The sequence below is a fragment of the Microbacterium sp. RD1 genome (assembly GCF_052220165.1).
Taxonomy (GTDB): Bacteria; Actinomycetota; Actinomycetes; order Actinomycetales; family Microbacteriaceae; genus Microbacterium.
This window is the reverse complement of record NZ_JBQPOL010000001.1, coordinates 712,041-738,629: the sequence shown is the minus strand read 5'-3', so window position 1 is coordinate 738,629 and position 26,589 is coordinate 712,041. Positions and strand designations below refer to the sequence as shown.

Genomic DNA, 26,589 nt, shown 5'->3' with positions numbered 1-26,589 from the left:
CCGCGCGCCCATGGGGTCGCGCGGCAGGGTCTTCTCCCGTCAGGACTGATCGCGCCGCGTGATCCGCCACAGGATCAGGGCGAGCGCCACACGCTGCCGACCGGCGGGGGTGCGCAGGTCGACCTGCAGCGCCTCCCCGATCCGCACGATGCGGCTCTGCAGGCTGCTGTGGTGGAAGTTGGCCGCACGGGCGGCGGAGCGCAGCGAGTCGGCGTGCAGATAGTGGTCGAGGATCGCGATGGCCTCCGCACCATGCGGTGCAGCGGCCAACTGCTCGAGACGCGCGACGTCGGGATGGGCGGCCACCACCGACGGGTCGAGGAGGCCGAGGAGCCGCACGACGCCCAACTGCTCGGCGTCGAGCACGCGCGGCCACGGCGAGGCCGCCCCCGCGAAGCGCAGCGCGTCTCGCGCGACAGCCCAGGAGGAGGGCGCATCGAGCAGGTCGACCACCGGGCCGCTCGCTGCCCGGCCCGCCAGGCCTTCGACGTTCCATTCGACGGGGTCGCTTCCCACCGCGATGACCAGCGACAGCTGGCGAGAGAGCGCCGCGAGGTACACCGGCCGCCGCCAGGCCGCGCGCATGGCGGCGATGAGGGCGTCGGGCTGCTCGCCGACACGAGGCTCCAGCGCGATCAGCTGCACGGGGCTCGTGGGGTGCAGGCCGATGAGCCGCGCCGCCCGTGACCGCTCCGCCTCGCTGGCACGGCCGTTGACCATCAGCTGCGCGAGGGCGGGGTCGGAGAATCCGAAGGCGAGGTCGGCGTCGCTGGGCGGGCGCTGCTTGGCGACGACGCCGGCCACGGTCAGCCCGAAGCGCTCGACGATGAACTCGTCGAGCTCGAGCGTCTCGCCCGCCCGCTCGAGCCAGACCGTGCCCTGCTCGTTCGCGTCGACCACGACGGTACCGCGCTGGGACACGGATGCGGCAGGCCCCGGCAATGCGATCCCCTCGGCCGAGTACCGGGAGAGCACACCGCGGGAGGTCAGCTCCAAGCCGGCGGGACAGTCGGCGATGATGGCCGTCGCACGGACCACCACGTCGAGATCGGGATTGTTCGCGGCGAGCTGGTCGAAGTACGCCACGACGCGGAGTGCCCGTTCGCCGGGCGTGTCGACGTTGAGCAGCTTCACCATGAGGCCCTGCACGGTCACATCGTAGGCCCCGTTCTCTCGGGACGGAACGCCGGATGGCGCGAAATCGGCGCCGTCGGCGCCATTCGGCGGTGCGGTCCGCGCTTCCCAGGCGCCACAATGGCCGAGTGAGCGTCGCACGACCCCGGTCCACCCTCAGGTTGGACCCGGAACTGGCTGCCATCAGCGTGCTGATCCCCACCTTCGACCTGGCGGACGTCGCCGGATCGCGCGAGCTCGAGAAGCGGCTGGCCGCGCAAGGACGACAGCCTCACGCCGGCGTCGTCACGGAGGACCTGCGCATCCCGCGTCGTGACGGCGGCGAGCTCGGCGTGCGGGTCTACCGACCGAACGCGCCGGGGAGCCTGCCGGCCCTGCTGTACATCCACGGCGGAGCGTTCGTGCTCGGCGATCTCGCCACCGAGGACGACCGATGCGCGTTCTACGCCCGCGGCGCCGAGTGCGTGGTCATCTCCGTGGACTACCGGCTCGCGCCTGAACACCCGTACCCCACCGCATTCGAGGACTGCGTCGACGCGCTCGTCTGGTTGCACGCCGAAGCGGCGGAGCTGCGGATCGACACCCGACGCATCGCCGTCGGAGGCAACAGCGCGGGAGGGGCCCTCGCCGCATCCGTGTCCCTGGCCTCCCGCGGAGGCGACGTGCCCTCCCTCATGCATCAGCTGCTGATCAACCCTGTGCTGGACTGCCGCAGCAGCTCCGGGTCGATGGCGGAGTTCACCGATACGCCGGGGTGGAATCGCGCCCAGAACACGCAGATGTGGGATCTCTACCTGACCGGGAGCACGGCCGAGGTGGATGAGCGCGCCGCCCCCGCTCTGGCGACGGACGTCGCAGGCGCCCCCGCCGCCTCGCTGTGGATCGCCGAATACGATCCGCTGCGCGACGAGTGCTACGCGTACGCGGCCCGCCTCATGGCGGCGGGGGTGTCGGTGGGGATCGCGCAGTATCCCGGGACGATCCACGGCTTCGACGGCTACCGCATGACCTCGGTCGGACAGCGAGCGCTCAGCGACCAGATCGCGGCGCTGCGGTGGGCATTTCGCAGCTGAACGCCACTCGGCGCGCACCGCGATCCCTTCCCCGCCATTCGGCTCGACCGGAGCGGGTCCGGCGCTCCTATCGTCGTGCCCGTCGGGTCGACGTCGACCCGATGATCCCGGAAGGACCCCCATGACCTCTCGCGCCCCCGTCGACGCCGACATCGCCGCTCTCATCGACGAGGTCCGTGCTCGTCCGGCCGTCGATCCCGAGGCTCCGATCGGACGGATCCGCACGGAGGCCGTGAAGCTTCACGCGTGGATGCGCGGGCCCGTGGAGACCGAGCTCGCGGCGCTGCCCGCCCGCGACGAGGTGCTGTCGGGCGTGCGGGTGCGCTGGTACGGGAAGGAGCCGACCGCGGCATCCGACGTGCTGATTTTCGTCCACGGCGGCGGGTGGCTCGCCGGGGACGTCGACTCCTACGACAACGACGCCCGCCGCCTCGCAGCGCGTTCCGGGGAGCCCGTGGTGTCGGTGGAGTACCGCCGCACTCCCGAGCATGTCTTCCCCGCCGCGATCGACGACTGCGTGGCCGTCGTGCGTGCGCTGGGCGGCCGGCCTCACCGCACCCTCTCCATCGTGGGCGACAGCGCCGGCGGCAACCTGGCGCTGGGAACGGCGGTCGCCCTCAGCGAGGAGAGCCTTCTCACCGCCCTGTTGCTGCTGTACCCCGTGCTCGACCCGACGGCCTTCGCCAATCGGTCCTACACCGAGAACGGCAGCGACTACCTCCTCACCGCCGACGCGATGCGCGCCTACTGGAGCCTTTACGCGCCCACCCCCGAATCGCGGGAGGATCCCGTGGCGGCGCCCCGCTTCGCCGACCTCGACGGCCTGCCCGCCACCGTCGTCGTCAGCGCCGATTACGATCCCCTCCGCGACGAGGCCCGCGAGCTGGCGGGCCGGCTGGTCGCCGCCGACGTTCCCGTGACCTACCTTCCGCAGCCCGGCCTCATCCACGGGTTCCAGCAGATGGTGCCGCGTATCCCTGCCGCCGCCCGCGCCCTGGAGGCGTCGTACGCGGCATTCCTCACTCTCATCCGCGCCGCGACGCCGCGGGCGGATGCGCGGCGCGAGGCCGCCGCGGCGACCGCCTAGCTTCGGCGTTCCCGGCGCCGTGCATACGCGGCCGACGCGCGGCTGGACAGGGCGAGGAGGATGAGGATGTCCAGCGCCAGCGTCACGTAGGTGGTCTGGATCCGGATCTCCTGGCCGTGCACCCACCATCCGACGAACGCCGTCACGATCGAGATCGTCGAGATGACCATCACGACGACTCGCGCCGCGTTCGCGCCGCGGAGGATCAGGATCCCGAGCACCGCCTCGATCAGCGCGCCGCCGCCGACGAAGAGGAGCACGACCGTGACGATCGTCGCCGAGGTGGTCGGCGGCACGGCGGAGTCGGTCGCGTCGCCACTGAACGCGGCGGCGAAATCCCGCACCCAGCCGGACCATCCGAGCCCGAATCCGAGCAGCCATACCGCGCCGGCGATCGCGCGCAGCAGCACGAGCGCCGCGCCGGCGATCGTGCTCGCGGGACGGCGCATCGCCGGATCGGTCTCGATCGGACGGATCAGCGCGACGGGGGGCTCGAAGGCCGGGCGTTTGCGAGGCGTGCGGCCCTGGCTCATGCCGCCACCTCCGCGAGCGCCCGCACGTCGAGGATCGGCAGGTCGCCGTCGGTGCGGATGCTGTCGCCGCCGCCGTTTCGGGCGTGATAGCCGGTCGCGAAGTCGCGGATGACGTCGAGCTGCACGCGAGCGTCGGCCTGCGTGACCGACGTCACGATGTGATCGCGTTCGATGTCGGTGTCGGCGTCGATGCGGTGCGTGATCTGCAGCGTGAACAGCGACAGCCCCACCGCGGTGTCGAACGTGCCGGCGGCGAGCCAGTCGACCCGGCGTCCGCCGGGGAGCAGCCATCCGTCGGGGCACCGCCAGAACCGCACGTGGTGGCGCTGGGACGGGCTCCCGTCGACCTCCTGCTGGTACGCGAAGTCCTGCTGACGCCCGAAGAGGAAGAGGGGGCTGACGGGCGCGGTGGCGTAGCTGCGCCGGCGGAGGGTGGAGGTGACGATGCGCCACGACGAGGCGAACGTCACCGGATCGGCCCTCGTCCACCCCGCTCTCTCGAGGGCGCGGTGGATGTCGTCGGCCTCTCCCATCAGTGCGAGATTCACCGGGTCGCCGAGGAGTCCGTCACTCGTGCGGGTGCGCCCGATGAAGTAGTCGGGCACGTAGACGGCGGTGAGGATGCGGTGAAGCCGCGGGAGGACGAGATAGGCCAGCAGCAGCCAGAACAGCACCGCCATGACGATCCCGGCCCAGCCGAGGTGGAACGTCTCGGTGAAGCTCAGGTAGGACAGCCACAGCGCCGCGGCGCCGGCGAAGACGAAGAAGAACCAGTCCAGCGCGACACCGATCGACCAGCGCCGTCGTCGTCGAGGTGCGGGTTCCGACATCTCACCCTTCCCACAGCGGCAGCGGGGGGCGGTAGCCGAACGCGCTCGTCAGCAGGTCGTCGGGCAGATCGGCGGCATCCGCGGGGCGCCACCGCGGCGAGCGGTCCTTGTCGATCACCTGTGCGCGGATGCCTTCGAGAAGATCGGGCTGCGTCTGCGCGAACCACATCACCAGGGCGTACTCCTGGGCGAGCGCGGCGCGGAGATCGGGCAGCGCCCGCGCGCGGCGAACCGCCTCGAGGGTGACGGCGAGCGCGGTGGGCGAGAGCTCGGCGAGGGCGTCGGCCGTGACGGATGCCGCCGGCTCCGGGCGCGCGCGCAGGCGATCGACGATCGCGGCCACGCTGCCGGCCGAGAAGGCGTCGTCGATCCACGGGCGTGCTGCGGCGAGCTTCGACGGCCCGGGCGTCTCGTCGAAGAGCAGCACGAGCTCAGGGAGCGTCGGATCGGCGCGAGTGGCGAGCGCTTCGCGCAGCGCGTCGAGCCGGTCACTGGGCACGAGGTGGTCCGCGAAGCCGGCGTGCAGCGCGTCGGCGGCATCCATCGACTCCCCCGTCAGGGCGAGGTACTCCCCGAGGCGCCCGGGCGCGCGGGAGAGGAGCCAGGAACCACCGACATCGGGCGTGAAACCGATGCGCGTCTCGGGCATCGCGAGACGCGAGCGCTCGGTGACGATGCGGATGGCGGCGTGCCCGGCCAGCCCGATGCCGCCGCCCATCGTGATGCCGTCGGCGAAGGCCACGACGGGCACACGCGACTCGGCGATCGCGGCGTCGAGGTGGTACTCGTCGACGAAGAAGCGGGCCGCGTCCTCGGTGCGTCCGGCGCGGAGCTGTTCTGCGAGCTGGCGGATGTCGCCGCCCGCGCACAGCCCGCGCTCCCCCGCACCGTCGAGCACGATCACGTCGACCTGGCCCCCGGTCTGCCATGCCGACAGCGGGGCGGCGAGGTCCCCGATCATGTCGTAGGAGAGGGCGTTGAGGGCGCGTGGACGGTTCAAAGTCAGGCGCCCGAGGCTCCCCTCGCGGCGTACGAGCACGGCTGAATCGGTCGCTTCGGTCCCCTGAGCCACATCGCCACGTTACCGTCGCGGGGGGCCAACGCCCGGATGTCCCGCGGAATCTCGCGGAATCCGGGAAGATAGGGGCAATCGCATCGATGACGAGAGGTTTCGGCATGCCCGAAGGACAGGTGCTGGAATTCTCCGGCGTCACCAAGAGCTTCGGCACCGTCACGGCGGTGTCAGGCCTGACTGCCCGCGTGGAACCGGGGCTCGTGACCGGGTTCCTCGGGCCCAACGGCGCCGGAAAGACCACGACGCTGCGCATCCTCCTGGGGCTCGTCCGCCCCTCCGCGGGGGCGGCGACGATCGGCGGCGAGCCGTACGCGAAGCTCCGCCGGCCGCTGCAGACGGTGGGCGCGGTGCTCGAGGCGTCGAGCTTCCACCCCGGACGTACCGCCGCGAACCACCTCACGGTGTACGCGCAGGCCGCCGGCATCGCGCGATCACGGGTCGACGAGGTGCTGGGGCTGGTGGGCCTGGCGGATGCGGCGGGCCGGAAGGTCGGTGGCTTCTCCCTCGGCATGCGTCAGCGGCTCGGGCTCGCCTACGCGCTCCTCGGCGACCCGGGTGTGCTCGTGCTCGATGAGCCGTCGAACGGCCTCGATCCCGAGGGCATCCGGTGGATGCGCGGGCTGCTCCGCACCCTCGCCGAGGAGGGCCGCACCGTGCTGGTGTCGTCGCACCTGCTCGCCGAGGTGCAGCAGACCGTCGACGCGCTGCTCATCATCGCCCAGGGGCGGCTGGTCTTCCAGGGCGGCATCGAAGACCTCGCCGAGGCCTCCGACTACGCCACCGTCGTCGACGCGCCCGACCGCGCCGCTCTCGAGGCCGCGCTGGATCGCGCCGGCCACTCGTACGAGGTGCTGCGCAACGGCCTGACGGTGCGCTCGGCCGAGCCGCCCGAGGTGGGCGCGTTGGCGGCGGAGGCCGGCATCGCCCTCTCGAGTCTCCAACGGCGCGGCGCGACGCTGGAAGACGTCTTCCTCGAGCTCGTCAGCGGTGCGCGGGTCCACGTCAGTGCATCGAGCGGCACGGAGGCTGCGGTGGCTGCGGGGCGTCCCGACGCCGAGGTCCCGGCCGACGCCGAGGGTTCGCCCGACGCCGAGGGTTCGCCCGAGCCCGAGCCCGGGGTCGCGGCCGACGCCGGGGTCCCGGCCGACGCCGAGGGTTCGCCCGACGCCGGGGTCCCGGCCGACGCCGAACGATCCGACGCGGACTCGCCCGTGCGGGGGGACTCGCCCGTCCTGGGTGCCGCGGTCGCGATCCCCGACCCCGATCCGGCGGATGAGGCCACCGACCTCCCGGCGGGAGACGGCGAGGAGGCCGGCACGACGGATGAGTCCGCCCCGCCGGCCGAACCGCCCGTCGTCACCGCGTCGTTCGCCGTCGCGAGCACCGGTGTCATCGACATCGTCCCGCCGCCGGCCTCCGCCGACGAGATCCCCGAGCCCGCCCCGGATGCCTCCGCCGGCGAGGAAGGAGACCAGCGATGAGCCTCGTCGCCGCGAGCCGTTCCGAGCTCACCAAGCAGTTCACCACGTCGATCTGGTGGATCCTGGGTCTCGTCCTCCTCCTCTACATCGGCGCGACGGCGACCGGCTTCGGGTTCCTCCTCGCCGCCGTCGCCACCGGTGCGCTCGGCGCCGACACGGGTCCGGCCGTGCCCGCGGATGCCCTCCCGCCGGTGATCTACAGCATCGCCACGTCGTTCGGCTATGTCTTTCCGCTGCTGATCGGGACGCTGATGGTCACGAGCGAGTTCCGCCACAAGACCCTCACACCGACCTTCCTCGCCACGCCACGACGCGGCGTCGTCCTGGGGGCGAAGTCGGCGGCCGGCGTCGTGATGGGCCTGATCTTCGGGGTGCTCGGGCTCGCCGCCACCGTCGTCCCCGGCGCGATCGTCCTCAGCGCCTCGAACCTGTCGACCGGCTTCGACTCGTCCGACACCTGGGCTCTCGTCGGGCGGATGCTGGGAGCGTTCGTGCTGTGGACGCTCATCGGCATCGGCGTCGGCTCCGTCGTGCGCAACCAGGTCGTCGCCGTCGTCGTGGTGCTGGCGTTCACGCAGTTCGTGGAGCCGATCGCCCGCCTGGCGGGAGGTTTCGTGGAGGGGCTGCGTCCGGTCGTCAACGTCCTCCCGGGCGCGGCGAGCGATGCCCTCGTCGGCGCGAGCGCGTTCTCGATCAGCACGCCCACGTCGTCGGGCGACCCGCTGGAGTGGTGGGCCGGCGGGCTCGTGCTCCTGGCGTACGCCGTCGTCTTCCTCGTCCTGGGCCTGTTCACCAGCTGGCGCCGCGACGTCAACTGACCCGACGCTCCTCGCCTCAGGCGGAGGGTGAGTCTCAGGCCGGGGCGATGACGGGCCGCTTGAGGCGCGGCTTCTTGGGCCGTGGGGCGGCCAGCACCGCGACATCCTCGGGCTCGTCCGCGACGTCGTCGAGCTGCAGCGCCTGCAGCAGCGCCACTCCGTGCTGCGTCGTGAGGATGAGGCGCTCGAACTCGTCGTGACCCGACAGGTCGATCACGACGCTCGGGCGCCGGCGCCGGATGACGACGAAATCGTCGCCGAAGGCCGACTTCCAGGTGCCCATCGCGACGGCGACCGGAAGATAGGTGCCGGGGTTCGGGACCCCGCGCAGCCACGTCCAGGCGTCGTCGGTGCGCTGCACCTTGACGATCTGCTCGCGGCGCAGGATGAGGTTCCGGCGGCGGAACGACAGCGCCCGCTCGACCGGTGACAGCACGACCTCCAGCTGCGTCGAGTCGAGCAGCAGGGTCACCATGCTCTTAGTCTGCCAGCGCCGCGCGCACGACATGCGGGGCGATCCTCACAGGTCGGCAACGATCCCCCGACCTCGACCCCTCCCCCGCGGGGCTAGCCTGTGAGGATGAGCTCGGCCCGCGTCGCTCCGATGGTGCCGTCCGTGCACCATCCGGCGGTTCGCGCCTGGCGCGACGCGCTCGCGCGCGCCGGATCCGGCGAGGCGATCGACGTCGACGAGGCAGAGGCGCTGCTGGCGGCCGACGACCTCGACGCGCTCCTGGATGCCGCGAGCGCGCTGCGCGACGAGGGTCTGTCGCACGCCGGCCGCCCCGGCATCCTGACGTACTCGCGCAAAGTGTTCGTGCCGCTGACGACCCTCTGCCGCGACCGCTGCCACTACTGCGTGTTCGTCGACACCCCCGGGCAGCTTCTGAAGAAGCACAAGCCGGCCTACATGTCGCCGGAGCAGGCGCTCGCCGTCGTCCGCCAAGGGCAGGCGCTGGGCTGCAAAGAGGCGCTCCTCACCCTCGGCGACCGCCCCGAGGACCGCTGGCCCGAGGCGCGCGCGTGGCTCGATGAGCACGGCTACGCCTCCACCATCGACTACGTCGCCGCGACGGCCCGGCTGATCACCGCCGAGACCGGCATGCTCGTGCACGCCAACCCCGGCGTCATGACGCACGACGAGCTCGGCCGCCTGCGGGTCGTGAGCCCGTCGATGGGCATGATGCTCGAGACCACGTCGCGGCGGCTGTTCGAGGAGCCGGGGCAGGTGCACTTCGGCTCCCCGGATAAGGACCCGGCCCTGCGGCTTGCCGTGATCGAGGACGCCGGCCGCCGCCGCATCCCGTTCACCACCGGCATCCTCGTCGGCATCGGCGAGACGGTGAGGGACCGCGCCGAGTCGCTCATCGCGATGCGCGACCTGCACGAGCGATACGGGCACGTGCAGGAGGTGATCGTGCAGAACTTCCGCGCGAAGCCCCGCACCGCGATGCAGGGGGCGCCCGATGCCGATCTGCGCGAGTACGTCGCGACGGTCGCGGTCGCCCGGCTCGTGTTCGGCGCGCGCATGCGCATCCAGGTGCCGCCGAACCTCTCCGACGCGACGGAGTTCGCTCTGCTCGTCCGCGCGGGGGCGGACGACTGGGGCGGGGTGTCCCCGCTCACCGCCGACCACGTCAACCCCGAGCGGCCGTGGCCGCAGATCGACGAGCTCGCCCGGCTCACGAGCGAGGCCGGCTTCACGCTGCGCGAGCGGTTGACGGCGCATCCGGAGTTCGTCCGGGACGCCGCGGAGTGGATCGACCCGGCCCTTCACGGCGCGGTCTCTGCCCTCGCAGATGCCGAGGGGCTTGCGGCCGTCGCGGGGCCGGCGCCGCACGACGCCTCCGACGCCGTACCGTATTCAGGCTCAGCTGCGACCGGCACCACCGAGCGACCGGAAAATCCGCGGGCCGCGCACGGCGGCGGTGCAGCGAGACTGAGTACGGTCCGGAGCGGACGGCCGGCCGACGTCCGGGGCCTGGCCGAACGCGCTGCGGCGGACCCTCTGGCCCTCGACGACGCCGAGTGGGTCGCGCTCCTCGAGGCCACCGGCGACGACCTCGACGCTCTCGCCGCGACGGCCGACGACGTCCGCCGCTACACCGTCGGCGAGGCAGTGAGCATCGTCGTCAACCGCAATCTCACCTCCAGCGGCTTCCGCACGGCGGGCCGGGATGCGGCGGGAACGTTCGGCATCGCCGACGCCGCCGCGATCGCCACAGATGCCGCCGATCTCGGCGCGACCGAGCTGTGCGTGCAGGGCCGGCTCGACCCGACCGAGGACGCGGGCGCCTACCTCGACATCGCCCGCGCGATCAAAGCCGCCGCGCCGAGCCTCCACCTGCACGCCTACCGCCCGCAGGACGTGTGGGACCTCGCCGACCGCGGCGGTCTCGGCCTCGACGGCGCACTTGCGGCCCTTCGCGACGCCGGTGTCGACACCGTCCCCGGCACCGGCGTGAAGGTGCTCAGCGAGCGTGTCCGCGCGATCGTCGCGCCCGGCGACCTGGAGATCGACCGCTGGATCGAGGGGATCACGGCCGCGCATCGCGCCGGATTCCGCTCCACCTCGGTGCTGTTCTACGGACACGTCGAGACGCCGGCGGAGCGGATCGCCCACCTGCGGATGCTCCGGACGATACAAGGACGCACGGGCGGATTCACCGAATTCGTCCCCATCCCACTGCCCGGTCACGGCACCCCCGCCGTGCCGGGACGCTCCGCGCGGGACGAGCATCGCGCGATGGTCGCCGTCTCGCGTCTCCTGCTGTCGGGGAGCATTCCGCACATCCAGGTCCCGTGGACCCGGGTCGGCCGTGAGACGGCCGCCGTGCTGCTGCAGTCCGGCGGCGACGACCTCGGCGGCACGCTCCTGGACGGCCGCGTGCTGCCGGAGGCGGGCATAGAGCAGGGTCTCGAGCTGCCGCTGGGCGAGGCCGCTCGCATCGCGCAGCGTCTTTTCCGCCCCTTCCGTCAGCGCACCACCGACTACCGGACCCTTCGACAGGCTCAGGAACCGGATGCCGGCCGCCGGTCGGTCGCGGCGCGGGGGCCGGCGGCATGACGCGCACCTCGATCGCGATCGTCGGGTCCGGCTTCGCCGGGCTCGGCATGGCGATGGCGCTGCGCCGCGCCGGACGCGACGATTTCGTGATCCTCGAGCGTGCGGCATCCGTCGGCGGCACCTGGCGCGACAACACCTACCCCGGGGTCGCGTGCGACGTCCCCTCGCACCTGTACGGATTCGCGGCCCATCCCAACCCGAACTGGTCGGCGACCTTCGCCCCCGGCCCGGAGATCCGCCGCTACCTCGACGACGTCGCCGAGCGCGAGAACCTCGGCGATCGGCTTCGCCTGCGCACCCCGATGCTCGGCGCGGAGTGGGACGAGCCGGCGCGCGTCTGGCGCATCGACACGGGCGCCGAGCCGGTCGTCGCCGATGCCCTCGTGATCGCCGCCGGGCGCCTCAGCGAGCCGAACGTCCCCGCCGTCGCGGGCCTGGAGAGCTTCGCCGGACCCATCTTCCACACGGCGCGCTGGGACCACGGAGCAGACCTCTCCGGCGCCCACGTCGCCGTCGTGGGAACGGGTGCGAGCGCCGTGCAGCTCGTACCCGAACTCGTGAAGCGTGCCGCCCACGTGACGCTGTTCCAGCGGTCCGCCGCATGGATCGTTCCGCGTGGCGGTGTGACTTATACCGAGGACGACCGAGCACGCTTCGCTCAGCCCGGCACGCTCGCGCGGGTGCGAGCCAAGCTGTACGGGGAGGGTGAGGGGCGCTTCGCCTCGCGATCGGGGGATGCGACGGCATCCGCCCGCGCGCAGAACTCGGCGCTCGAGCATCTCACCGCACAGGTCATCGACCCGGCTCTTCGAGCGCATCTCACACCCGACTACGCCTTCGGCTGCAAGCGGGTGCTGCTCTCGGACACGTTCTACCCCGCCGTCGCCTCGGATGCGGTGACGCTGGAGCCCTCCGCGCTCGCCGCCGTCGACGACGGCACGCTCGTCGCCGGGAGCGGCGCTCGCCACACGGCCGACATCCTCGTCCTGGCGACCGGTTTCGCCTCGACCCGGCAGCCGTACGCCGAACTGGTGCGGGGCGAGCACGGCCGCACCCTCGCCGAGCATTGGTCGCACGGCATGACCTCGTTCGCGTCGACGGTCGTGCCGGAATTCCCCAACCTCTTCGTGATGAACGGTCCGAACGCGAGCCTGGGCCACAACTCCTCGGTGCTCATGATCGAGGAGCAGTCGGCCTACATCGTCCGAGCCCTCGCCGAACGCGACCGCCGCCCGGACCGCGTGCTGCGGGTGCGACCGGAAGCGGAGGCTGCCTATACCGACGAGATCGCCGCCGCCGCCGCATCCACACCGTGGCTCACCGGGGGATGCTCGAACTGGTACGTCGACGAGCGGTCGGGCCGGCTCACGCTACTGTGGCCGGGGACCGTGCAGGCGTTCCGGGAGCGGCTCGCGGCCTCGGACGGGTCGGAGTTCGAGCCCGTGCACTCCGCGGTGCGCGGGAAGGAGAGGGGAGAGTCATGACGGTGCCGCTGCGTTTCGGCTACAAGGCATCCAGCGAACAGTTCGGGCCGAACGAGCTGCTGCACTTCGGCGTGCTGGCGGAGGAGATGGGGTTCGACTCCGTCTTCCTCTCCGATCACCTGCAGCCGTGGATGCACGACGGCGGACACGCTCCGGCGGCACTGCCGTGGCTGGGAGCTCTCGGCCAGCGCACCGAGCGGATCCTGATGGGGACATCCGTGCTCACGCCGACCTTCCGGTATCACCCCGGCGTGATCGCGCAGGCGTTCGCGACCCTCGGCGTGATGTATCCCGGGCGCGTGATCCTCGGCGTCGGCACCGGCGAGGCGCTCAACGAGGTGACGCTCGGACTCGACTGGCCCGATCCGCCCGAGCGCTTTCAGCGCCTGAAAGAGGCGATCACGCTCATCGAGAAGCTGTGGGACGACGAGCGGGTCACGTTCGACGGCACCTACTACTCGGTGAAGGACGCGACGATCTACGACCGCCCGGCGCCGGACGCGAAGGTGCCGATCTACATCGGCGCGTCGGGGCCGGCCGCCACGCGCCTGGCCGGACGCATCGCCGACGGCTACATCACCACCAGCGGCAAGGCGCCCGAGCTGTATACCGAGACCCTTCTCCCCGCTCTGCGGGAGGGCCTGAGCAAGGCCGGGCGGGCGGATGACGCCATCGACACGCTCATCGAGGTGAAGGTGTCGTACCACCCCGATCACGACACCGCGCTGCAGAAGACGCGGTTCTGGGCGCCGCTGGCCCTCTCGGCCGACGAGAAGATGGGCATCCACGACCCGATCGAGATGCAGCGACGCGCGAACGAACTGCCGATCGAGCGGGCCGCGTCGCGATTCATCGTGTCGACCGACCCCGACGAGCACGTCGAGCGCATCGCGCACTACGTCGAGCTCGGGTTCCGCCATCTCGTCTTCCACGATCCCGGCGAGAACCAGGAGGAGTTCCTGCGGATGTACGGCGCGGAGATCCTCCCGCGCCTGCGGGAACGGTTCGCGTGAGCGCGGCGACCGGACACTGGGTCGTCGTCATCCCCGTCAAACCGGCCGTCGTCGGTAAGTCGCGCCTCACCGATGTCGGCGTCGACCGCACGAGGATCGCCCGCGCGATCGCGCTCGATACGATCGCGGCGGCCGCGGCGGCGGAGGAGGTCGCCCGCGTGATCGTGGTGACCGATGACGCCGATGTGGCAGCGGAGTTCGCCGCGGCCGAGAACGTCGAGGTGGTCGCCGAGAACGAGGCAGCCGGCCTGGATGCGGCGGTCGCGCTGGGTGCCGACGCGGCCGGGGCCGACTCGCCCCGCGCCGCACTCCTCGGCGACCTGCCGGCGCTCCGGCCGAGCGACCTCGATGCCGCCCTCGCCGCGGCGGCCGCGGTCGAACGCGGCCTCGTCGCCGACGCCGAGGGCACCGGTTCGACCCTCGTCACGGCGCGGGCGGGCGCCGTCTGGACGACCGCCTTCGGGAACGACTCGGCCGCCCGCCACCGCCTGCTCGGCTGCACCGACCTCGACATCCCCGAGCAGTCGACGCTGCGGCGCGACGTCGACACCGCGGAGCACCTCGAGGAGGCGCGGTCGCTCGGGTTGGGGGTGCACACGTCCGCGGTGCTCTCGGCGACGCGCGTCTGAAATGCAGCAGCATCCGCGGCGCGCTCTCGCCATCGCCGCCGTGCTCGCGGGAGTCGCAGGGTACGTGGATGCGATCGGATTCCTCGGAACGGGCGGGATGTTCGTGTCGTTCATGAGCGGCAACTCCACGCAGGCCGCTGTCGGCGTGGAGACCGGGCGGTGGGAGGTGGCGGGGGTGGGCGCGGCCCTCGTCGGATCGTTCGTCGTGGGAGTGGCGGGCGCGGCACTGCTCGGCCACCGGGCGGCCCAGCAGTCCGACGATGCACGGCGGACCCGGCTCATCCTGGGCGCGACGGCGGCGTGCCTCCTCGCCGCGGCCGGGATGCTCGCCGCGGCCCTCGGCGGCGTCTGGGCGTACACCGCGGTCGCCGCGGGGATGGGCGCGCTCAACGTGATCTTCGCCGACGAGACGCGGGCGCGCGTGGCGGTGACCTACGCCACCGGCAGCCTCGTGTCGTTCGGGCTCGGCATCGCCGGCATGATCACCGGACGCTCCCGCACGGCGTGGCGTCGCCCGCTGCTGCTGTGGACTTCGCTGGTCTCGGGGGCTGTGCTGGGGTCTGCCGCCACGGGGTGGCTCGGGTGGCCGGCGCTGCTCGCCGCGGTCGGGGTCGTCGCCGTCGTCGCCGCCCTCCCCTCTCGCGTCCTGTCGCGCTGAGCCCGCCTTCGAGCTGCGCCGAAAGCACATCCGTTCGGCGAGCGCACATGCTGTGGGACCCGACAACGTGTGATCTCGCTGAGAACATGTGCTCTGGCGGATGCTCCGGGTCAGGGAGCGGAGAGAAGCGCCGCGGCCAGACGCGGTCGAGGCGGCAGCGTGCCGTTGTCATCCGACGCGCGGAACGCCTCCAGAGCGAGGGCGGCGAGCCGCCGGGCTGCGGCCTCCCGGCGGTCAGCGGGCGTGGTGGACAGCGCACGACCGGCCAGCAGCACGAGCAGCAGGTCGTCCAGAACGAAATCGGCCCGCATGGCCCCCTGCGCCCGTGCTCGCCTCGCCAGTGCCGACACTCGGCGCAGAAGACTCGACCGGTGCTCGGCGAACGCATCAGCTTCGCCCGGCACCGTCTCCAGGAACACCTCGGTGAAGCCGCGATGCGTGGCCTGGAGGATGCAGAGCTCGGTCACGAGTGCCCGGAATCCGCGCCACGCGTCGGGATCCGCCGAGGCGCGCTCGACCAGCGTCTCGCACACCCGCATCTCATCGGCGAATGCCGCCGAGACGAGGTCGCTCTTGCTGGGGAAGCGGCGGTACAGGGTCGCCGGTCCGACCCCGGCCTGCCGCGCCACCTCGCGCATCGTCACGTCGAGGCCCTTCTCCGAGAGCGTGCGTCGTGCCGCCTCGAGGAGCCGCTCGCGGTTCTCGCGGGCATCGGCCCGCAACATGTGAGGCACCTGCTCGGCCATGGATCTCATTTCGACGAAGTGGACGGGGGCGTCCGTTACGGTCGACCACGATACGCCCATCAGAAGGAGACAGCGTGCGTGCAGCACAGATCAACCGATTCGGCGACTCCGGCGGGATCGCGGTCGTCGACCTCCCCCGCCCCTCGCCCGGTCCGGAGCAGGTCCTCATCCGGACCGAGGCGATCGGCGTGGCGGGGGTGGATGCCGTCATCCGGCGGGGAACGCTGGGAAGCTACGGATTCGCCGCCGGGATGATCCCGGGAAGCGAGGTCGCGGGGACCGTCGTCGAGGTCGGCGCCGGCGCGGATGCCTCCTGGGTGGGCAAGCGCGTGTGGGCGTTCACGGGGAGGTCGGGCGCCTACGCGGAGTTCGCCCTCGCCCTCGCGACGGACATCACCGTCCTGCCGGCCGACCTCGCGCCGGCGGAGGCGGTCACCGTCGGCAGCGCCGCCCCGGTGGCGCATTTCGCGCTCCGGCACGCGCACTTCCGGCGGGGCGAGAGCGTGCTCGTGCGGGGGGCCGCGGGGAGCCTGGGCATCGCCATGGTCGAGCTGGCCGCTCGGGACGGGGCATCGGCGATCGCCGTGACGACGTCATCCGCGGATCGGGGCCGCCGCCTGCGGGCACTCGGCGCCACGCACGTGCTCGATCGCGCGGGGCGCTCCGACGGCGAGGTCGCGCCGGAGTCGTACGACGTCGTCCTCGACGTCGTCGGCGGACCCGCTCTTCCCGACTTCCTCGACCGGCTCGACGTCGGCGGGCGGATGGTCGTCGTGGGAGTGGTCGCGGGCATGCCTCCCGCCGATTTCGGGTCGCGACTGCTGAGCGCGTTCCCGCGCTCGCTGTCGTTCTCGTCTTTCAGCCTCGACATCGTCCCGTCGGCCGAGAAGGCGCAGGCCCGCGCGGAGCTGCTCACCGCCGCGGCGCGCGGCGAGCTGACGCCGGTCGTCCACGACGTCCTGCCGCTGAAGGATGCCGCGCAGGCCCACGAGCGCATGGACGCCGGGGAGGTCTTCGGGCGGATCGTGCTCGTCCCCTGACGCGAGGCTCCCGCTCGAACCCACACGTCCTGCCCGAACCCACCACGTTTGCCGCACGATTCGTGTGGGTTCGGTGGGAACGGGTGGGTTCGCGGATCAGGCGCCGGCGAGCGCGGCTTCGGCGAGCGCCGCCGACGCCGCGACGTCGCTCATCCACAGCGGCGCGACGATCGGGTGCACGCCCGCCGCGGCGACAGCATCCGCCGCGGACGCGTCCTCCTCGGCGAGAACCCACGCGTCGAGCAGTCCGCCGGACGCCCGCGCGCCGTAGTGCGCCGCGACGGCTGCCGTGTTCGTCTCGACCCCGATCGCGGCGAGGCAGACATCGGCCATCCCGCGGACGACCCGGCCGCCGATGATGGGCGACACGCCGACGACGGCGGATGCGGCGGCGAGCGCCTCGCGCACCCCCGGCACCGCGAGGATCGGCCCGATCGACACGACCGGGTTCGACGGCGCGAGAAGGACGACGTCGGCCGCCGCGATCGCCTCGGCGACGCCCGGGGCGGGCGCCGCATCCGCGATGCCCGGGTTCTCGAAGCGGATCGGCTCGAGCCCTGCGCGATGCCGCGTCCACCACTCCTGAAAGTGCATCGCGCGCTCGCCGTCGCCGTCCCGCACGTGCACGATGGTGTCGACCTCGGCATCCGTCATCGGGAGAAGGCGCGCGCCCAGCTCCCACCGCCCGGCCATCCGCTCGAGCACCTGCGTGGGCGTCGAGCCCTCGCGCAGCCATCCGGTGCGGGCGAGGTGGGTGCCGAGGTCCAGGTCGCCGAGCGTGAACCACGGCCAGCCCGCACCCCACGCCTGCAGCTCGGCGTTCACGCGCTCGCTGTCGCCGGCGCGCCCCCATCCGCGGCCGGTGTCGTTGACGCCGGCGAGCGCGTACGTGACGGAGTCGATGTCGGGCTGCAGGCGCACGCCCGAGAGCCACAGGTCGTCGCCGGTGTTGACGACGACCGTGGCGGGCGGCGCGTCGCGGCGACGCAGCGCCTCCCGCACGCCCAGGGTGAACTTCGCCCCGCCGACGCCTCCGGCGAGCACGACCACGCGCGGACCGCTCATGCCGCGACCCCCGCCCACCGAGCCGTACTCAGTCTGGTAGCAGCTGCGGCCGGTCGATCGGCGCGGAAAGACGCGGGCACGCTCGGCGGCGTGGAGCGCTCAGACTGAGTACGGCACGCGCGAGGCGGAAGACCGGTCATGCCGAGATCGGTGGCATCGGGGCGGATGCGGCGGCGCGGGCGGCGGCCGGCAGCGCCTCGTGTACGCGCCCCACGGCGTCGTCGTCGTGCGCGGCGGTGAGGAACCAGGCCTCGAACACGCTCGGGGGCAGCGAGACGCCGGCGTCGAGCATCGCATGGAAGAACGGCGGGTAGCGCCACGCGTCCTGCGTGAGCGCCGTGGCGTAGTCGTGGGGCGCGGCCGGGAGGAACGCGACGCCGAAGAGCGACCCCGCGCGCGGCACGGCGTGGATCACGCCCTCCGCCGTAAGCGCGGTCGAGAGTGCGTCGGCGACGGCGGATGCCGCCGCATCCACGCGGGCGTAGACCTCTGGCGTGGCGAGCCGGAGCGTCGCGAGCCCGGCGGCGACGGAGAGGGGATTGCCCGAGAGCGTGCCCGCCTGGTACACCGGGCCGACCGGGGCGAGGGCGTCCATCACGTCCGCCCGACCCCCCAGGGCTGCCAGCGGCATCCCTCCTCCGACGACCTTGCCGAAGGTGACGATGTCGGGTGAGTAGTGCTCCCCCGATGCCGCCTGCAACCCCCAGTACCCGGCGGGATGCACCCGGAAGCCCGTGAGAACCTCGTCGAGGATGAGGAGTGCGCCGGAGGAGTGCGCGATGTCCGAGAGCGCGGCGTTGTAGCCGGGCAGCGGTGCGACGACCCCCATGTTCGCCGCCGAGGCCTCGACGATGATCGCCGCGATGCGCTCGCCGTGGGCGTCGAACGCCTCGCGGACGGCGTCGAGGTCGTTGTACGGGAGCACGAGCGTCTGCGCGGCGATGGGCGCCGGGACGCCCGCCGAACCCGGGAGGGCGAGGGTCGCCACGCCGGAGCCTGCGGCGGCGAGGAGGCCGTCGGAATGACCGTGGTAATGGCCGGCGAACTTCACCAGCAGGTCGCGCCCGGTCACGCCGCGGGCGAGGCGGATGGCGGTCATCGTGGCCTCGGTGCCGGTGGAGACGAGGCGCACCTTCTCGACGGGGCCGACACGCGCGGCGATGAGCTCGGCGAGCTCGACCTCTCCCTCCGTCGGCGCCCCGAACGACAGCCCGCGGGACGCCGCGTCCTGCACGGCCGCGACGACCTCCGGATGCGCGTGCCCGAGGAGAGCCGGCCCCCACGACGCGACGAGGTCGACGTAGATGCGGCCCGCCGCATCCGTCACCGTCGCGCCGGCGGCGGAGGCGAGGAAGCGGGGCGCGCCGCCCACCGAGCCGTACGCGCGCACGGGCGAGTTCACGCCGCCCGGGATGACGGCGCGCGCCCGCGCGAACCACTCGTCGTTCCGATCGCTCATCGTCGTCCTCTCCGGTCCCTCGTCTTGCGTGAATCGGCTGCTAAACCCGCGGGTTTAGCAGCCGATTCACGCAAGACGAGGGGAGCCCAGCCAGCCCGCGGCCTCGACGGCCCAGTACGTCAGGATCGCGTCGGCGCCGGCGCGACGGATCGACAGCAGGCTCTCCTCGATCGCGCGGCGGCGGTCGATCCAGCCGTGCGCGGCGGCGGCCTCGACCATCGCGTACTCCCCCGACACCTGATACGCCCACACAGGGACGTCGACGGATGCGCGCACCTCGGCGAGCACGTCGAGGTAGGGCAGAGCGGGCTTGACCATAACGACGTCCGCGCCCTCCTCGACATCGAGGAGGGCCTCGCGCACGCCTTCACGGCCGTTGCCGGGATCCAGCTGATAGGTGCGGCGGTCGCCGGTCAGCTGCGAGTCCACCGCCTCGCGGAACGGCCCGTAGAAGGCCCCCGCGTACTTCGCCGAATAGGCCAGGATCATCGTGCCGGCAAAGCCCTCGGCATCCAGCGCCGCGCGCACGTGCGCGGTCTGGCCGTCCATCATCCCCGACAGCCCGAGCATCGCCGAGCCTGCGCGCGCCTGCGCGAGCGCCATCGCGGCGTACCGCTCCAGCGTGGCGTCGTTGTCGACGCGGCCGCGCGCATCGAGGACGCCGCAGTGGCCGTGATCGGTGAACTCGTCTAGGCACAGGTCGGTCTGCACGACGACCGCGTCGCCGACCTCGGCGACGACCGCCTCGGTCGCGACGTTGAGGATGCCGGCCGGATCGTCCGCGCCGGACCCTGTCGCGTCCCGCACGGCGGGGACGCCGAAGAGCATGACACCGCCGACGCCCGCTTCGGCGGCCTCGGCCACCGCCTGGCGAAGCGACGGCAGGCTGTGCTGCACGACGCCCGGCATCGAGGAGATGGGCACCGGCTCGCTCAGGCCTTCGCGGACGAAGAGCGGGAGGACCAGCTGCGACGGGGCGAGGTGCGTCTCCCGGACGAGACGGCGGATCGCCGGCGTCTGGCGAAGGCGCCTCGGCCGGTGCTGCGGAAAGCTCACGGCTGCAGCTCGTCGGCGGCGTGCGGAAGCGGGAAGCGCGACACCGCCGTGATGAGCGCGTCGACGGTCTGCTGGTCGGCGACGACGTCGACGGGGAGCCCCGAGCGCTTGGCGTCCTTCGCGGTGCGCGGGCCGATCGCGGCGATCACCGTCGACGGCGGGATGTCGGGGAACTGCGCGTGCACCTGCTCGGCCACCGACCCGCTCGTGACGAGGATCGCGTTGATGCGACCGGATGCGACGTCTTGGGCGATGCGCTCGGTCACCGGGACGCCCACCGTGCGATAGGCGACGACGCTGCGCACGCGGTGACCCGACTCGCTGAGCAGCCGCGTGAGCACGGGCTTGGCGATCTCGCTGCGGAGGGTGAGCACGTCGCGGGGCTCGGACTCCAGCGCGATCATCTCCTCGGCCAGGCCCGCGGCGGAGTTGTCACGCTCGGGCACCAGGTCGACGCGGTAGCCCACGGCCTGCAGCGCGGCAGCGGTCGTCTCACCGACGGCGGCCACCTTGGTGTGGGTGGGGATCGTCGCCCGGTACGCGTAGAGCACGTCGACGGTCGTGGCGCTCGTGACCGTGAGCCAGTCGAACGCCCCCGACGCCAGGTCGGCCAGCGCCTGCTCGAGAGTGGCCTGGTCGTTGGTCGGGGCGAAGTTGATCAGCGGAGCGATGACGGGAACGGCGCCCTGCTGACGGAGCGTCGCGGCGACGCCGTCGCCCCACGGGCCTCCTCGAGGCACGAGCACGCGCCAGCCCGCGAGGGGCTTGCCGGGTGTCGGCGTATGCCGAGGAGTGTGGTTCATGGGGTCGACTCTCGTGGTACCAGGCCGGCCGCCCCGCGTTCGAGCAGCCGACGTGCAACATCGTCCCCGGTGCGCGCAGCACGCGCGATCGGGTCCGCGCCGTCGGCAGCATCCGCACCATCGCCGCTGCCTGAGTACCCACCATACCCCCGGTCCGGCGGCAGAAGGGGCGCAATGCGCACGGTGCGGTCGAGCCCCACGCGGTGCGCGCCATCCAGTGCGTACACGATCGCGCGCAGGCGCAGGTCGCCGTCGACGACCTCCGCGTGCGCCCCGACCGGGGCGGAGCACCCCGCGTCGAGCCCCGCGAGGACGGTGCGCTCGGCGGTCACCGCGACGCGCGTGTCGAGATCGTCCAGGCCGGCCAGGGCGTCCAGAAGCCGCGCATCGGCGTCGGCCCGGGCCTCCACCGCGAGGGCCCCCTGGCCGGGCGCCGTCGGCCATTCCGAGAGCCCGAGGTATTCGGCCTCGAGCCCCCCGAGGTCGCCGCCCAGGCGCGTGAGGCCCGCCGCGGCGAGGATCACGGCATCCAGCTCGCCGTCGCGCACACGACCCAGACGCGAGTCGACGTTGCCCCGGATGTCGAGCACCCGGACGCGGGAGTTCCGCCGGTGCACCTGGGCGATGCGCCGAGGCGACCCGGTGCCGACGGAGGCTCCCGGCTGCAGATCGCCTAGCGGCGTGCCGTCGCGGGTGATCGCGACGTCGCGGGCGTCTTCGCGCGCCGGATGCGCGGCGAGGACGAGCTCGGCGGGCTGCGCGGTCGGCAGATCCTTCAGCGAGTGGACGAGGAAGTCGCAGCGGCCGGCCAGCAGAGCCTCACGCAGCGTCGTCGCGAAGACGCCGCGTCCGCCGAGCTGCGACAGCGAGGCGCGGTTGACGTCGCCCTCACTGACGATGGGGACGAGCTCGACGTCGGTGCCCGTCGCCGCGGTGAGCGCATCGGCGACCTGCTGCGACTGCGCGAGGGCCAGGGCGCTGCGGCGTGTGCCGAGCCGGAGCGTCATAACGTGCTCACTGCAGCACCTCGGGCACCTCGTGCGGTTCGATGCGACGCCCGGTGTAGAACGGCACTTCCTCGCGCACGTGACGGCGCGCGTCGGTGTAGCGCAGGTCGCGCATCATGTCGACGAGGTCCGTGAGCACGTCGGCCTCCATGGGGAGCAGCCACTCGTAGTCGCCGAGGGCGAACGCGGCGACGGTGTTGGCGACGACCCCGGTGAATCTCGCGCCCTTGCGACCGTGCTCCGCGAGCATCGTGCGCCGCTCGTCCTCGGGAAGCAGGTACCACTCGTAACTGCGCACGAACGGATACACACACAGCCAGTCGCGCGCCCGCTCGCCGCGGAGGAAGCCGGGCACGTGAGCGCGGTTGAACTCGGCGTCTCGATGCACGCCCATCGCGTTCCACACCGGCAGCAGCGGTCGCAGCAGCTCGGTGCGGCGAAGGCGCCGGAGGTCGCGCTGCAGCGCCTGGGGGTCTGCGCCGTGCAGCCAGATCATCAGGTCGGCGTCGGCGCGCAGTCCGCTGACGTCGTAGAAGCCGCGCACCGTCACTCCGCCAGCCTCGATGAGCTCGACGATGTCCGCGAGCTCGGTCGCATCCGGCTCGGCTACCGGGGTCGCCGGGTCTCGCCGCAGGACGGCCCAGAGCGTGAAGACGGATGCGGAAGATTCTTCGGACATCTTCCCAGTCTCCCCCGCTCGTCTCGCGCCGCCAAACCGCGGCATCCCGCCCGTTCGCTCGTTTCAGATGCCCGCGACACGCCGCGGCGCGTCGCCATGGCGGACGAGCGAGCGGAAACGCTCGCGGGAACGCGCGGCCGGGCTCAGCGCGTGTACGCGCGGACCAGTGCCCAGACGACGAGGCCCGTCGCCGCCGCCGCGCCGACGACGGCGGCCGCCGCTCCGGCGGGATTGGTGCGGCGGAACTCCCGCACGCGCGCCACGCCCTTGTCGACGGCACGTCCCATGCGCCGAGGCAGGTTGCCCTTGACCTCGATGGCGGCGAGCGTCGCCTTCAGCTCCGCGCGGGCCTTCTCGACCGGGTCGGAGATGCCCAGCGGCACCGCCGTCCGCGGTACGGGCAGGGGGCGATCAACGCTCATCGCCGGCCTCCTTCACGATGCGGATGTCTGCGGCCACTGCCTGGCCCGGATTGTCGCGCTTGCCGAGCTTCTTGAACCGCAGGATACCGAGGAGCGCCAGGATCGCCACGATCACCAGCATCCCGCCGAAGACGACGAGCGCCGACAGCCAGACCGGCCACCACGACGAGAGTCCGGCGATGACGAAGGCGAAGAACACCGGCAGCGACCAGAACAGCACGAAGAGCGCGCCGACGAACCATCCGGCGCCGATCCCGGCGTCCTTCGCCGTCTTGGCGAGCCAGTTCTTCGCCGCGTTGATCTCGGCGACGACGAGGTTGCGCACGAGCTCGGGGATGTCCCCGAGCAGCGTGAACAGGCTCTCGTCCGCGCGATCGCGGAAGCCGCGTGGTGTCGTCATCTCAGCTGTTGGCGGAAGATGAGCTCGACGAGCTCTTGCTGCCGGACGATCCGGACGAGCTCTCGCCGGCTGCCTTCTCCGCCTCGTCGAGCGAGTCGTCCACGGCGTTCGCGACGTCCTTCGCCGCCGACTTGGCGGCCGAGCCGGCGCGCTGGGCCTTCTCCTGCACGGAGCCCGAGCCGCTGGCGGCGCTCGTGACGCGCTTGGCGCCGTCCCACAGCGCCCCGGGAACGACCTTGGCAGCGGAAGCGCCGAACGCCTTCGCCTTGTCGACCTGCTTCTGAACCGGGTCGGTGTGCCAGATCTTCTCCGCCTGCGTCTTGATCTGCTCGTACCGTTCGCGCCCTGCGCGGCTGCCGAGCACATACCCGGCGGCCAGGCCGATGACGAGTCCTACCTTGCCCTTCATGAAGCTCTCCTCACGATCATGGATGGAGGTGCGGTCGCGTCTCACAGTATCGCTGTATGCCGCGCGCGGCATTCGCCCTTGACATCCCTCCACCACGGAGGCAGGGTCACGCGCCGAGGGTCTCCGGGCGCCACAGCAGAGCCGAGCGGATGCGGTCGGCTTCGGCCCGCGCGTCGGGCACGACCTGCGCGAGTCCGGTGCCCGAGAGCCACGCTCCCGCCGCCCCGAGGCCGGGGACCGCCGAGATGGCGACGCGGGCCGCGGATGTGGCGGCCGCCCGGCCGATGGTCGCGGCCGGCTGGGCCTGCGCATACCGCTCCCGACGGGCCCCGCGCAGCGTCGTCGCAGGGAGGGCGACGCCGAGCAGAGCCGACGCCTCGGCGAGGGCCAGCGCGGCTGCGGCATCGTCGTCGAGGCCGGCGGTCGCGGGTTCTTCGCCCTGGGCGCCGAACGACACGCGAACGACGTGGCGTGCGGGACCGGCGGCCGCCGCGACCCAGTCCCACTTCGCCGTGGAATGCGTGAGCGCCTTCGCGGCACGGGCGCCCGGCACGACCAGGACGCCCGACCCGCGCGGAGCGGGGTCGAGATCGGCGCTGTCGACGACGAGCGTGACGACCTCCACCACGGGCGCAGGCCCCGACTCGGCGTCCAGGCCGGGCGCGACGGGGGCCAGCAGGCGCCGGGCGGCGGGTTCGTCGACCGACACGATGACGGCATCGGCGCGGATCTCGGGCGTCTCGGCGTCGGCGGTGACCACGATCCAGCCGTCGTCGTCGCGGCGGATGGAGGTGGTCTCGACGCCGGTGCGCAGGTGCGCGCCGAGCTCGCTCGCGCGATCGGCGAGCGCTGTCACCAGCCGCGACATCCCGCCGACGAGCCCCTCGACCGCCGCGCCGGGCGCGGCAGTGCGCCCCTCGCGCAGCTCTGCGACCGCGCCGCCCAACGAGCCCGCGCGGGTGAGCGCCGCGTTCAGACCGGGCGCGGCGAGGTCGACGTCGATGTCGTCGGGGCGAGCGGAGTACACCCCGCCCGTCACCGGCGCGACCAGGCGGTCGAGCACGCGCGCGCCCATCCGTGACCGCACGAGCGTGCCGAGGGAGTGCTGGTGCCCGATCGTGAGCGGCGGGCGCAGGCGGTCGAGGTACGCGCGCCACGCGCCGTTCCACCCGATGATCCGGCGGACGTCGGGCGCCCAGGGGTTCTCCGGGATGCCGAGTACTCCGCCGCGCGGAAGCGGCGCCGCCGCGCCACCGGGAAGCCCGGCGACCCACGCACCGCCGGGGCGCGGCGTCGTGACCGCGTCGGCGAGGCCGAGGTCGTCGATGAGCGCTCGCACGACGCCGCCGCGCGTGGCGTAGCTCTCGGCGCCGACGTCGAGAAGGAGCCCGTCGACCTCGGCGGCGCGCACCACGCCGCCCAGGTGCGCACCGCGCTCGAGCAGCGTGACAGTTAGTCCCACTTTGACGCACTCGTGCGCGGCGACGAGGCCCGCGATCCCGCCTCCGACGACCACGACCGAGCGGCCCTGCGCCGCCCCGGCGAGGCGCCGCAGCACGGCGGGGTCGGCGCTGCCGTCGTCGCTCACACCGCCTCCCCGTGAACGCGTGCGACGATGCGGCTGAGGACATCGGGATCGGTCTCGGGCGGCACCCCGTGACCGAGGTTGAAGATGTGCGCGCGAGCTGCCCGTCCGCGCGCGAGCACGTCGTCGACCGCGGCGAAGAGCACATCGGCGGGGGCGGTCAGCAGTGCCGGGTCGAGGTTCCCCTGCACCGTGACGTCTCGGCCGAGGAGCGCGGCGGCCTCGTTCAACGGCATCCGCCAGTCGGCGCCCACCGCGTCGGCGACGCCGTCCAGCCGCATGGCATCCAGGAACGGGCCGGTGCCGACGCCGAAGTGGATGCGCGGGACCGTCACGTCCTCGAGGGCCGCCCGGGAGTGCGGCGCGGCGAAGGCGCGGTAGTCGGCGGTGGACAGCGACCCCGCCCACGAGTCGAACAGCTGCACCGCGGATGCGCCGCCCTCGATCTGCGCGCGCAGGAACGCGGCCGACACCGCCGCGAGCCACTCCGCGAGCCGGTGCCACGCGCGGGGGTCGGCGTGCATCATCGCCCGGGCGCGGAGGTGCTCCTTCGAGGGCCCGCCTTCCACGAGGTACGCGGCGAGAGTGAAGGGCGCGCCCGCGAAGCCGATGAGCGGGGTGTCGCCGAGCTCTGCGGTGACCAGGCGCACCGCCTCGCGCACGGGCCCGGCCGCCTCGGCGACCCGCTCCGGGTCGATCGCGGTCACCCGCGCGACATCGGCGGCGCTGCGCACGGGATCGGCGAACACCGGCCCGCGCCCAGGCTGGATCTCCACCTCGATCCCGGCGAGGCGGAGCGGAATCACGATGTCGCTGAAGAAGATGCCGGCATCGACGCCGTGGCGGCGCACCGGCTGGAGCGTGATCTCGGCTGCGAGGTCCGGCGTGAGGCAGGCGTCCAGCATCCGCGTGCCGACGCGGAGCTCGCGGTACTCCGGGAGCGAGCGCCCGGCCTGCCGCATGAACCACACGGGCGTTCGTTCGGGGCGGTCGCCGCGCAGGGCGCGGAGGAGCGGGGCGTCGGCAGCGGCCATGG

At 72.8% G+C, this 26,589-nt stretch carries 27 protein-coding genes; 10 read left to right on the top strand and 17 right to left on the bottom strand.

All coding sequences use genetic code 11. From position 1 onward, the window contains the following. Window positions 1-39: 39 nt before the first annotated feature. Complete coding sequence (locus ACTU3I_RS03515) at window positions 40-1,149, bottom strand: helix-turn-helix domain-containing protein (RefSeq protein ID WP_442924238.1); 1,110 nt, start codon at window positions 1,147-1,149, stop codon at window positions 40-42. A gap of 113 nt (window positions 1,150-1,262) precedes the next feature. Between ACTU3I_RS03515 and ACTU3I_RS03510 the strand changes: the two genes are divergently transcribed. Both ACTU3I_RS03510 and ACTU3I_RS03505 read left to right on the top strand, forming a co-directional pair. Next, window positions 1,263-2,207: an alpha/beta hydrolase fold domain-containing protein gene (locus ACTU3I_RS03510; RefSeq protein WP_442924237.1), complete on the top strand. Its 945-nt coding sequence runs from the start codon at window positions 1,263-1,265 to the stop codon at window positions 2,205-2,207. A 121-nt stretch (window positions 2,208-2,328) separates the two neighbouring features. Next, a complete protein-coding gene (locus ACTU3I_RS03505; RefSeq protein WP_442924236.1) occupies window positions 2,329-3,294 on the top strand; it encodes an alpha/beta hydrolase in 966 nt (321 codons plus the stop codon). Here ACTU3I_RS03505 and ACTU3I_RS03500 read toward each other — a convergent pair. The 3 genes from ACTU3I_RS03500 to ACTU3I_RS03490 are packed head-to-tail and all read right to left on the bottom strand — an operon-like array spanning window position 3,291 to window position 5,729. Then, window positions 3,291-3,827, bottom strand: coding sequence for a hypothetical protein (locus ACTU3I_RS03500; RefSeq protein ID WP_442924235.1), 537 nt, complete (start codon window positions 3,825-3,827; stop codon window positions 3,291-3,293). The genes ACTU3I_RS03505 and ACTU3I_RS03500 overlap by 4 nt on opposite strands. Then, window positions 3,824-4,657: an LssY C-terminal domain-containing protein gene (locus ACTU3I_RS03495; RefSeq protein WP_442924234.1), complete on the bottom strand. Its 834-nt coding sequence runs from the start codon at window positions 4,655-4,657 to the stop codon at window positions 3,824-3,826. Before ACTU3I_RS03495 ends, ACTU3I_RS03500 begins: the two co-directional genes overlap by 4 nt. 1 nt (window position 4,658) lies before the next feature. Next, window positions 4,659-5,729 carry an enoyl-CoA hydratase/isomerase family protein gene (locus ACTU3I_RS03490; protein WP_442924233.1) on the bottom strand — a complete coding sequence of 357 codons (1,071 nt, stop codon included), beginning with the start codon at window positions 5,727-5,729 and terminating at the stop codon, window positions 4,659-4,661. 104 nt (window positions 5,730-5,833) lie between these two features. Here ACTU3I_RS03490 and ACTU3I_RS03485 point away from each other — a divergent pair, with 104 nt between their 5' ends. Beyond that, window positions 5,834-7,213, top strand: coding sequence for an ATP-binding cassette domain-containing protein (locus tag ACTU3I_RS03485; protein ID WP_442924232.1), 1,380 nt, complete (start codon window positions 5,834-5,836; stop codon window positions 7,211-7,213). Continuing rightward, on the top strand, window positions 7,210-8,031 hold the full coding sequence (locus ACTU3I_RS03480; RefSeq protein ID WP_442924231.1) for an ABC transporter permease: 822 nt from the start codon (window positions 7,210-7,212) through the stop codon (window positions 8,029-8,031). The genes ACTU3I_RS03485 and ACTU3I_RS03480 overlap by 4 nt, the downstream gene beginning before the upstream one ends. A gap of 34 nt (window positions 8,032-8,065) precedes the next feature. Here ACTU3I_RS03480 and ACTU3I_RS03475 read toward each other — a convergent pair whose 3' ends face one another. Beyond that, window positions 8,066-8,506, bottom strand: a complete 441-nt coding sequence (locus ACTU3I_RS03475; protein WP_442924230.1) for a hypothetical protein — start codon at window positions 8,504-8,506, stop codon at window positions 8,066-8,068. Window positions 8,507-8,611: 105 nt separating this feature from the next. Here ACTU3I_RS03475 and cofG point away from each other — a divergent pair, with 105 nt between their 5' ends. Genes cofG through ACTU3I_RS03450 form a run of 5 tightly spaced genes read left to right on the top strand, consistent with a single transcriptional unit; the run spans window position 8,612 to window position 14,882 of the window. After that, window positions 8,612-11,098, top strand: coding sequence for a 7,8-didemethyl-8-hydroxy-5-deazariboflavin synthase CofG (gene cofG / locus ACTU3I_RS03470; RefSeq protein ID WP_442924229.1), 2,487 nt, complete (start codon window positions 8,612-8,614; stop codon window positions 11,096-11,098). After that, window positions 11,095-12,582: a flavin-containing monooxygenase gene (locus ACTU3I_RS03465; protein ID WP_442924228.1), complete on the top strand. Its 1,488-nt coding sequence runs from the start codon at window positions 11,095-11,097 to the stop codon at window positions 12,580-12,582. Before cofG ends, ACTU3I_RS03465 begins: the two co-directional genes overlap by 4 nt. Further along, window positions 12,579-13,595: a glucose-6-phosphate dehydrogenase (coenzyme-F420) gene (gene fgd, locus ACTU3I_RS03460; RefSeq protein ID WP_442924227.1), complete on the top strand. Its 1,017-nt coding sequence runs from the start codon at window positions 12,579-12,581 to the stop codon at window positions 13,593-13,595. Before ACTU3I_RS03465 ends, fgd begins: the two co-directional genes overlap by 4 nt. Beyond that, a complete protein-coding gene (cofC, locus tag ACTU3I_RS03455) occupies window positions 13,592-14,224 on the top strand; it encodes a 2-phospho-L-lactate guanylyltransferase (RefSeq protein WP_442924226.1) in 633 nt (210 codons plus the stop codon). The genes fgd and cofC overlap by 4 nt, the downstream gene beginning before the upstream one ends. Before the next feature lies 1 nt (window position 14,225). After that, window positions 14,226-14,882, top strand: coding sequence for a YoaK family protein (locus ACTU3I_RS03450; protein WP_442924225.1), 657 nt, complete (start codon window positions 14,226-14,228; stop codon window positions 14,880-14,882). 110 nt (window positions 14,883-14,992) lie between these two features. Here the strand turns inward: ACTU3I_RS03450 and ACTU3I_RS03445 are convergent, their stop codons facing one another. Next, window positions 14,993-15,628 carry a TetR/AcrR family transcriptional regulator gene (locus tag ACTU3I_RS03445; RefSeq protein WP_442924224.1) on the bottom strand — a complete coding sequence of 212 codons (636 nt, stop codon included), beginning with the start codon at window positions 15,626-15,628 and terminating at the stop codon, window positions 14,993-14,995. Between the two features lie 74 nt (window positions 15,629-15,702). Between ACTU3I_RS03445 and ACTU3I_RS03440 the strand changes: the two genes are divergently transcribed. Continuing rightward, window positions 15,703-16,668 (top strand): zinc-binding dehydrogenase, encoded by a 966-nt coding sequence (locus ACTU3I_RS03440; protein WP_442924223.1) that lies wholly within the window; start codon window positions 15,703-15,705, stop codon window positions 16,666-16,668. A gap of 96 nt (window positions 16,669-16,764) precedes the next feature. Here ACTU3I_RS03440 and cofD read toward each other — a convergent pair whose 3' ends face one another. From cofD to hemE, 11 genes are all read right to left on the bottom strand, one after another. Continuing rightward, window positions 16,765-17,733, bottom strand: a complete 969-nt coding sequence (gene cofD, locus ACTU3I_RS03435) for a 2-phospho-L-lactate transferase (protein WP_442924222.1) — start codon at window positions 17,731-17,733, stop codon at window positions 16,765-16,767. 136 nt (window positions 17,734-17,869) lie between these two features. Further along, window positions 17,870-19,192: a glutamate-1-semialdehyde 2,1-aminomutase gene (hemL, locus tag ACTU3I_RS03430; protein ID WP_442924221.1), complete on the bottom strand. Its 1,323-nt coding sequence runs from the start codon at window positions 19,190-19,192 to the stop codon at window positions 17,870-17,872. A gap of 66 nt (window positions 19,193-19,258) precedes the next feature. After that, window positions 19,259-20,248 (bottom strand): porphobilinogen synthase, encoded by a 990-nt coding sequence (gene hemB / locus ACTU3I_RS03425; RefSeq protein WP_442924219.1) that lies wholly within the window; start codon window positions 20,246-20,248, stop codon window positions 19,259-19,261. Next, window positions 20,245-21,051, bottom strand: a complete 807-nt coding sequence (locus tag ACTU3I_RS03420) for a uroporphyrinogen-III synthase (protein ID WP_442924218.1) — start codon at window positions 21,049-21,051, stop codon at window positions 20,245-20,247. Before ACTU3I_RS03420 ends, hemB begins: the two co-directional genes overlap by 4 nt. After that, complete coding sequence (gene hemC, locus ACTU3I_RS03415; protein WP_442924217.1) at window positions 21,048-22,058, bottom strand: hydroxymethylbilane synthase; 1,011 nt, start codon at window positions 22,056-22,058, stop codon at window positions 21,048-21,050. Before hemC ends, ACTU3I_RS03420 begins: the two co-directional genes overlap by 4 nt. 7 nt (window positions 22,059-22,065) lie before the next feature. Next, window positions 22,066-22,737, bottom strand: coding sequence for a hydrogen peroxide-dependent heme synthase (gene hemQ, locus ACTU3I_RS03410; protein ID WP_442924216.1), 672 nt, complete (start codon window positions 22,735-22,737; stop codon window positions 22,066-22,068). Between the two features lie 143 nt (window positions 22,738-22,880). Continuing rightward, window positions 22,881-23,159 carry a hypothetical protein gene (locus ACTU3I_RS03405; protein WP_442924215.1) on the bottom strand — a complete coding sequence of 93 codons (279 nt, stop codon included), beginning with the start codon at window positions 23,157-23,159 and terminating at the stop codon, window positions 22,881-22,883. Further along, window positions 23,149-23,559, bottom strand: coding sequence for a phage holin family protein (locus ACTU3I_RS03400; protein WP_442924214.1), 411 nt, complete (start codon window positions 23,557-23,559; stop codon window positions 23,149-23,151). The genes ACTU3I_RS03405 and ACTU3I_RS03400 overlap by 11 nt, the downstream gene beginning before the upstream one ends. Window position 23,560: 1 nt before the next feature. After that, a complete protein-coding gene (locus ACTU3I_RS03395) occupies window positions 23,561-23,968 on the bottom strand; it encodes a hypothetical protein (protein ID WP_442924213.1) in 408 nt (135 codons plus the stop codon). A 106-nt stretch (window positions 23,969-24,074) separates the two neighbouring features. After that, a complete protein-coding gene (locus ACTU3I_RS03390) occupies window positions 24,075-25,556 on the bottom strand; it encodes a protoporphyrinogen/coproporphyrinogen oxidase (RefSeq protein ID WP_442924212.1) in 1,482 nt (493 codons plus the stop codon). Further along, on the bottom strand, window positions 25,553-26,587 hold the full coding sequence (gene hemE, locus ACTU3I_RS03385; RefSeq protein ID WP_442924211.1) for a uroporphyrinogen decarboxylase: 1,035 nt from the start codon (window positions 26,585-26,587) through the stop codon (window positions 25,553-25,555). The genes ACTU3I_RS03390 and hemE overlap by 4 nt, the downstream gene beginning before the upstream one ends. Window positions 26,588-26,589: the final 2 nt, after the last annotated feature.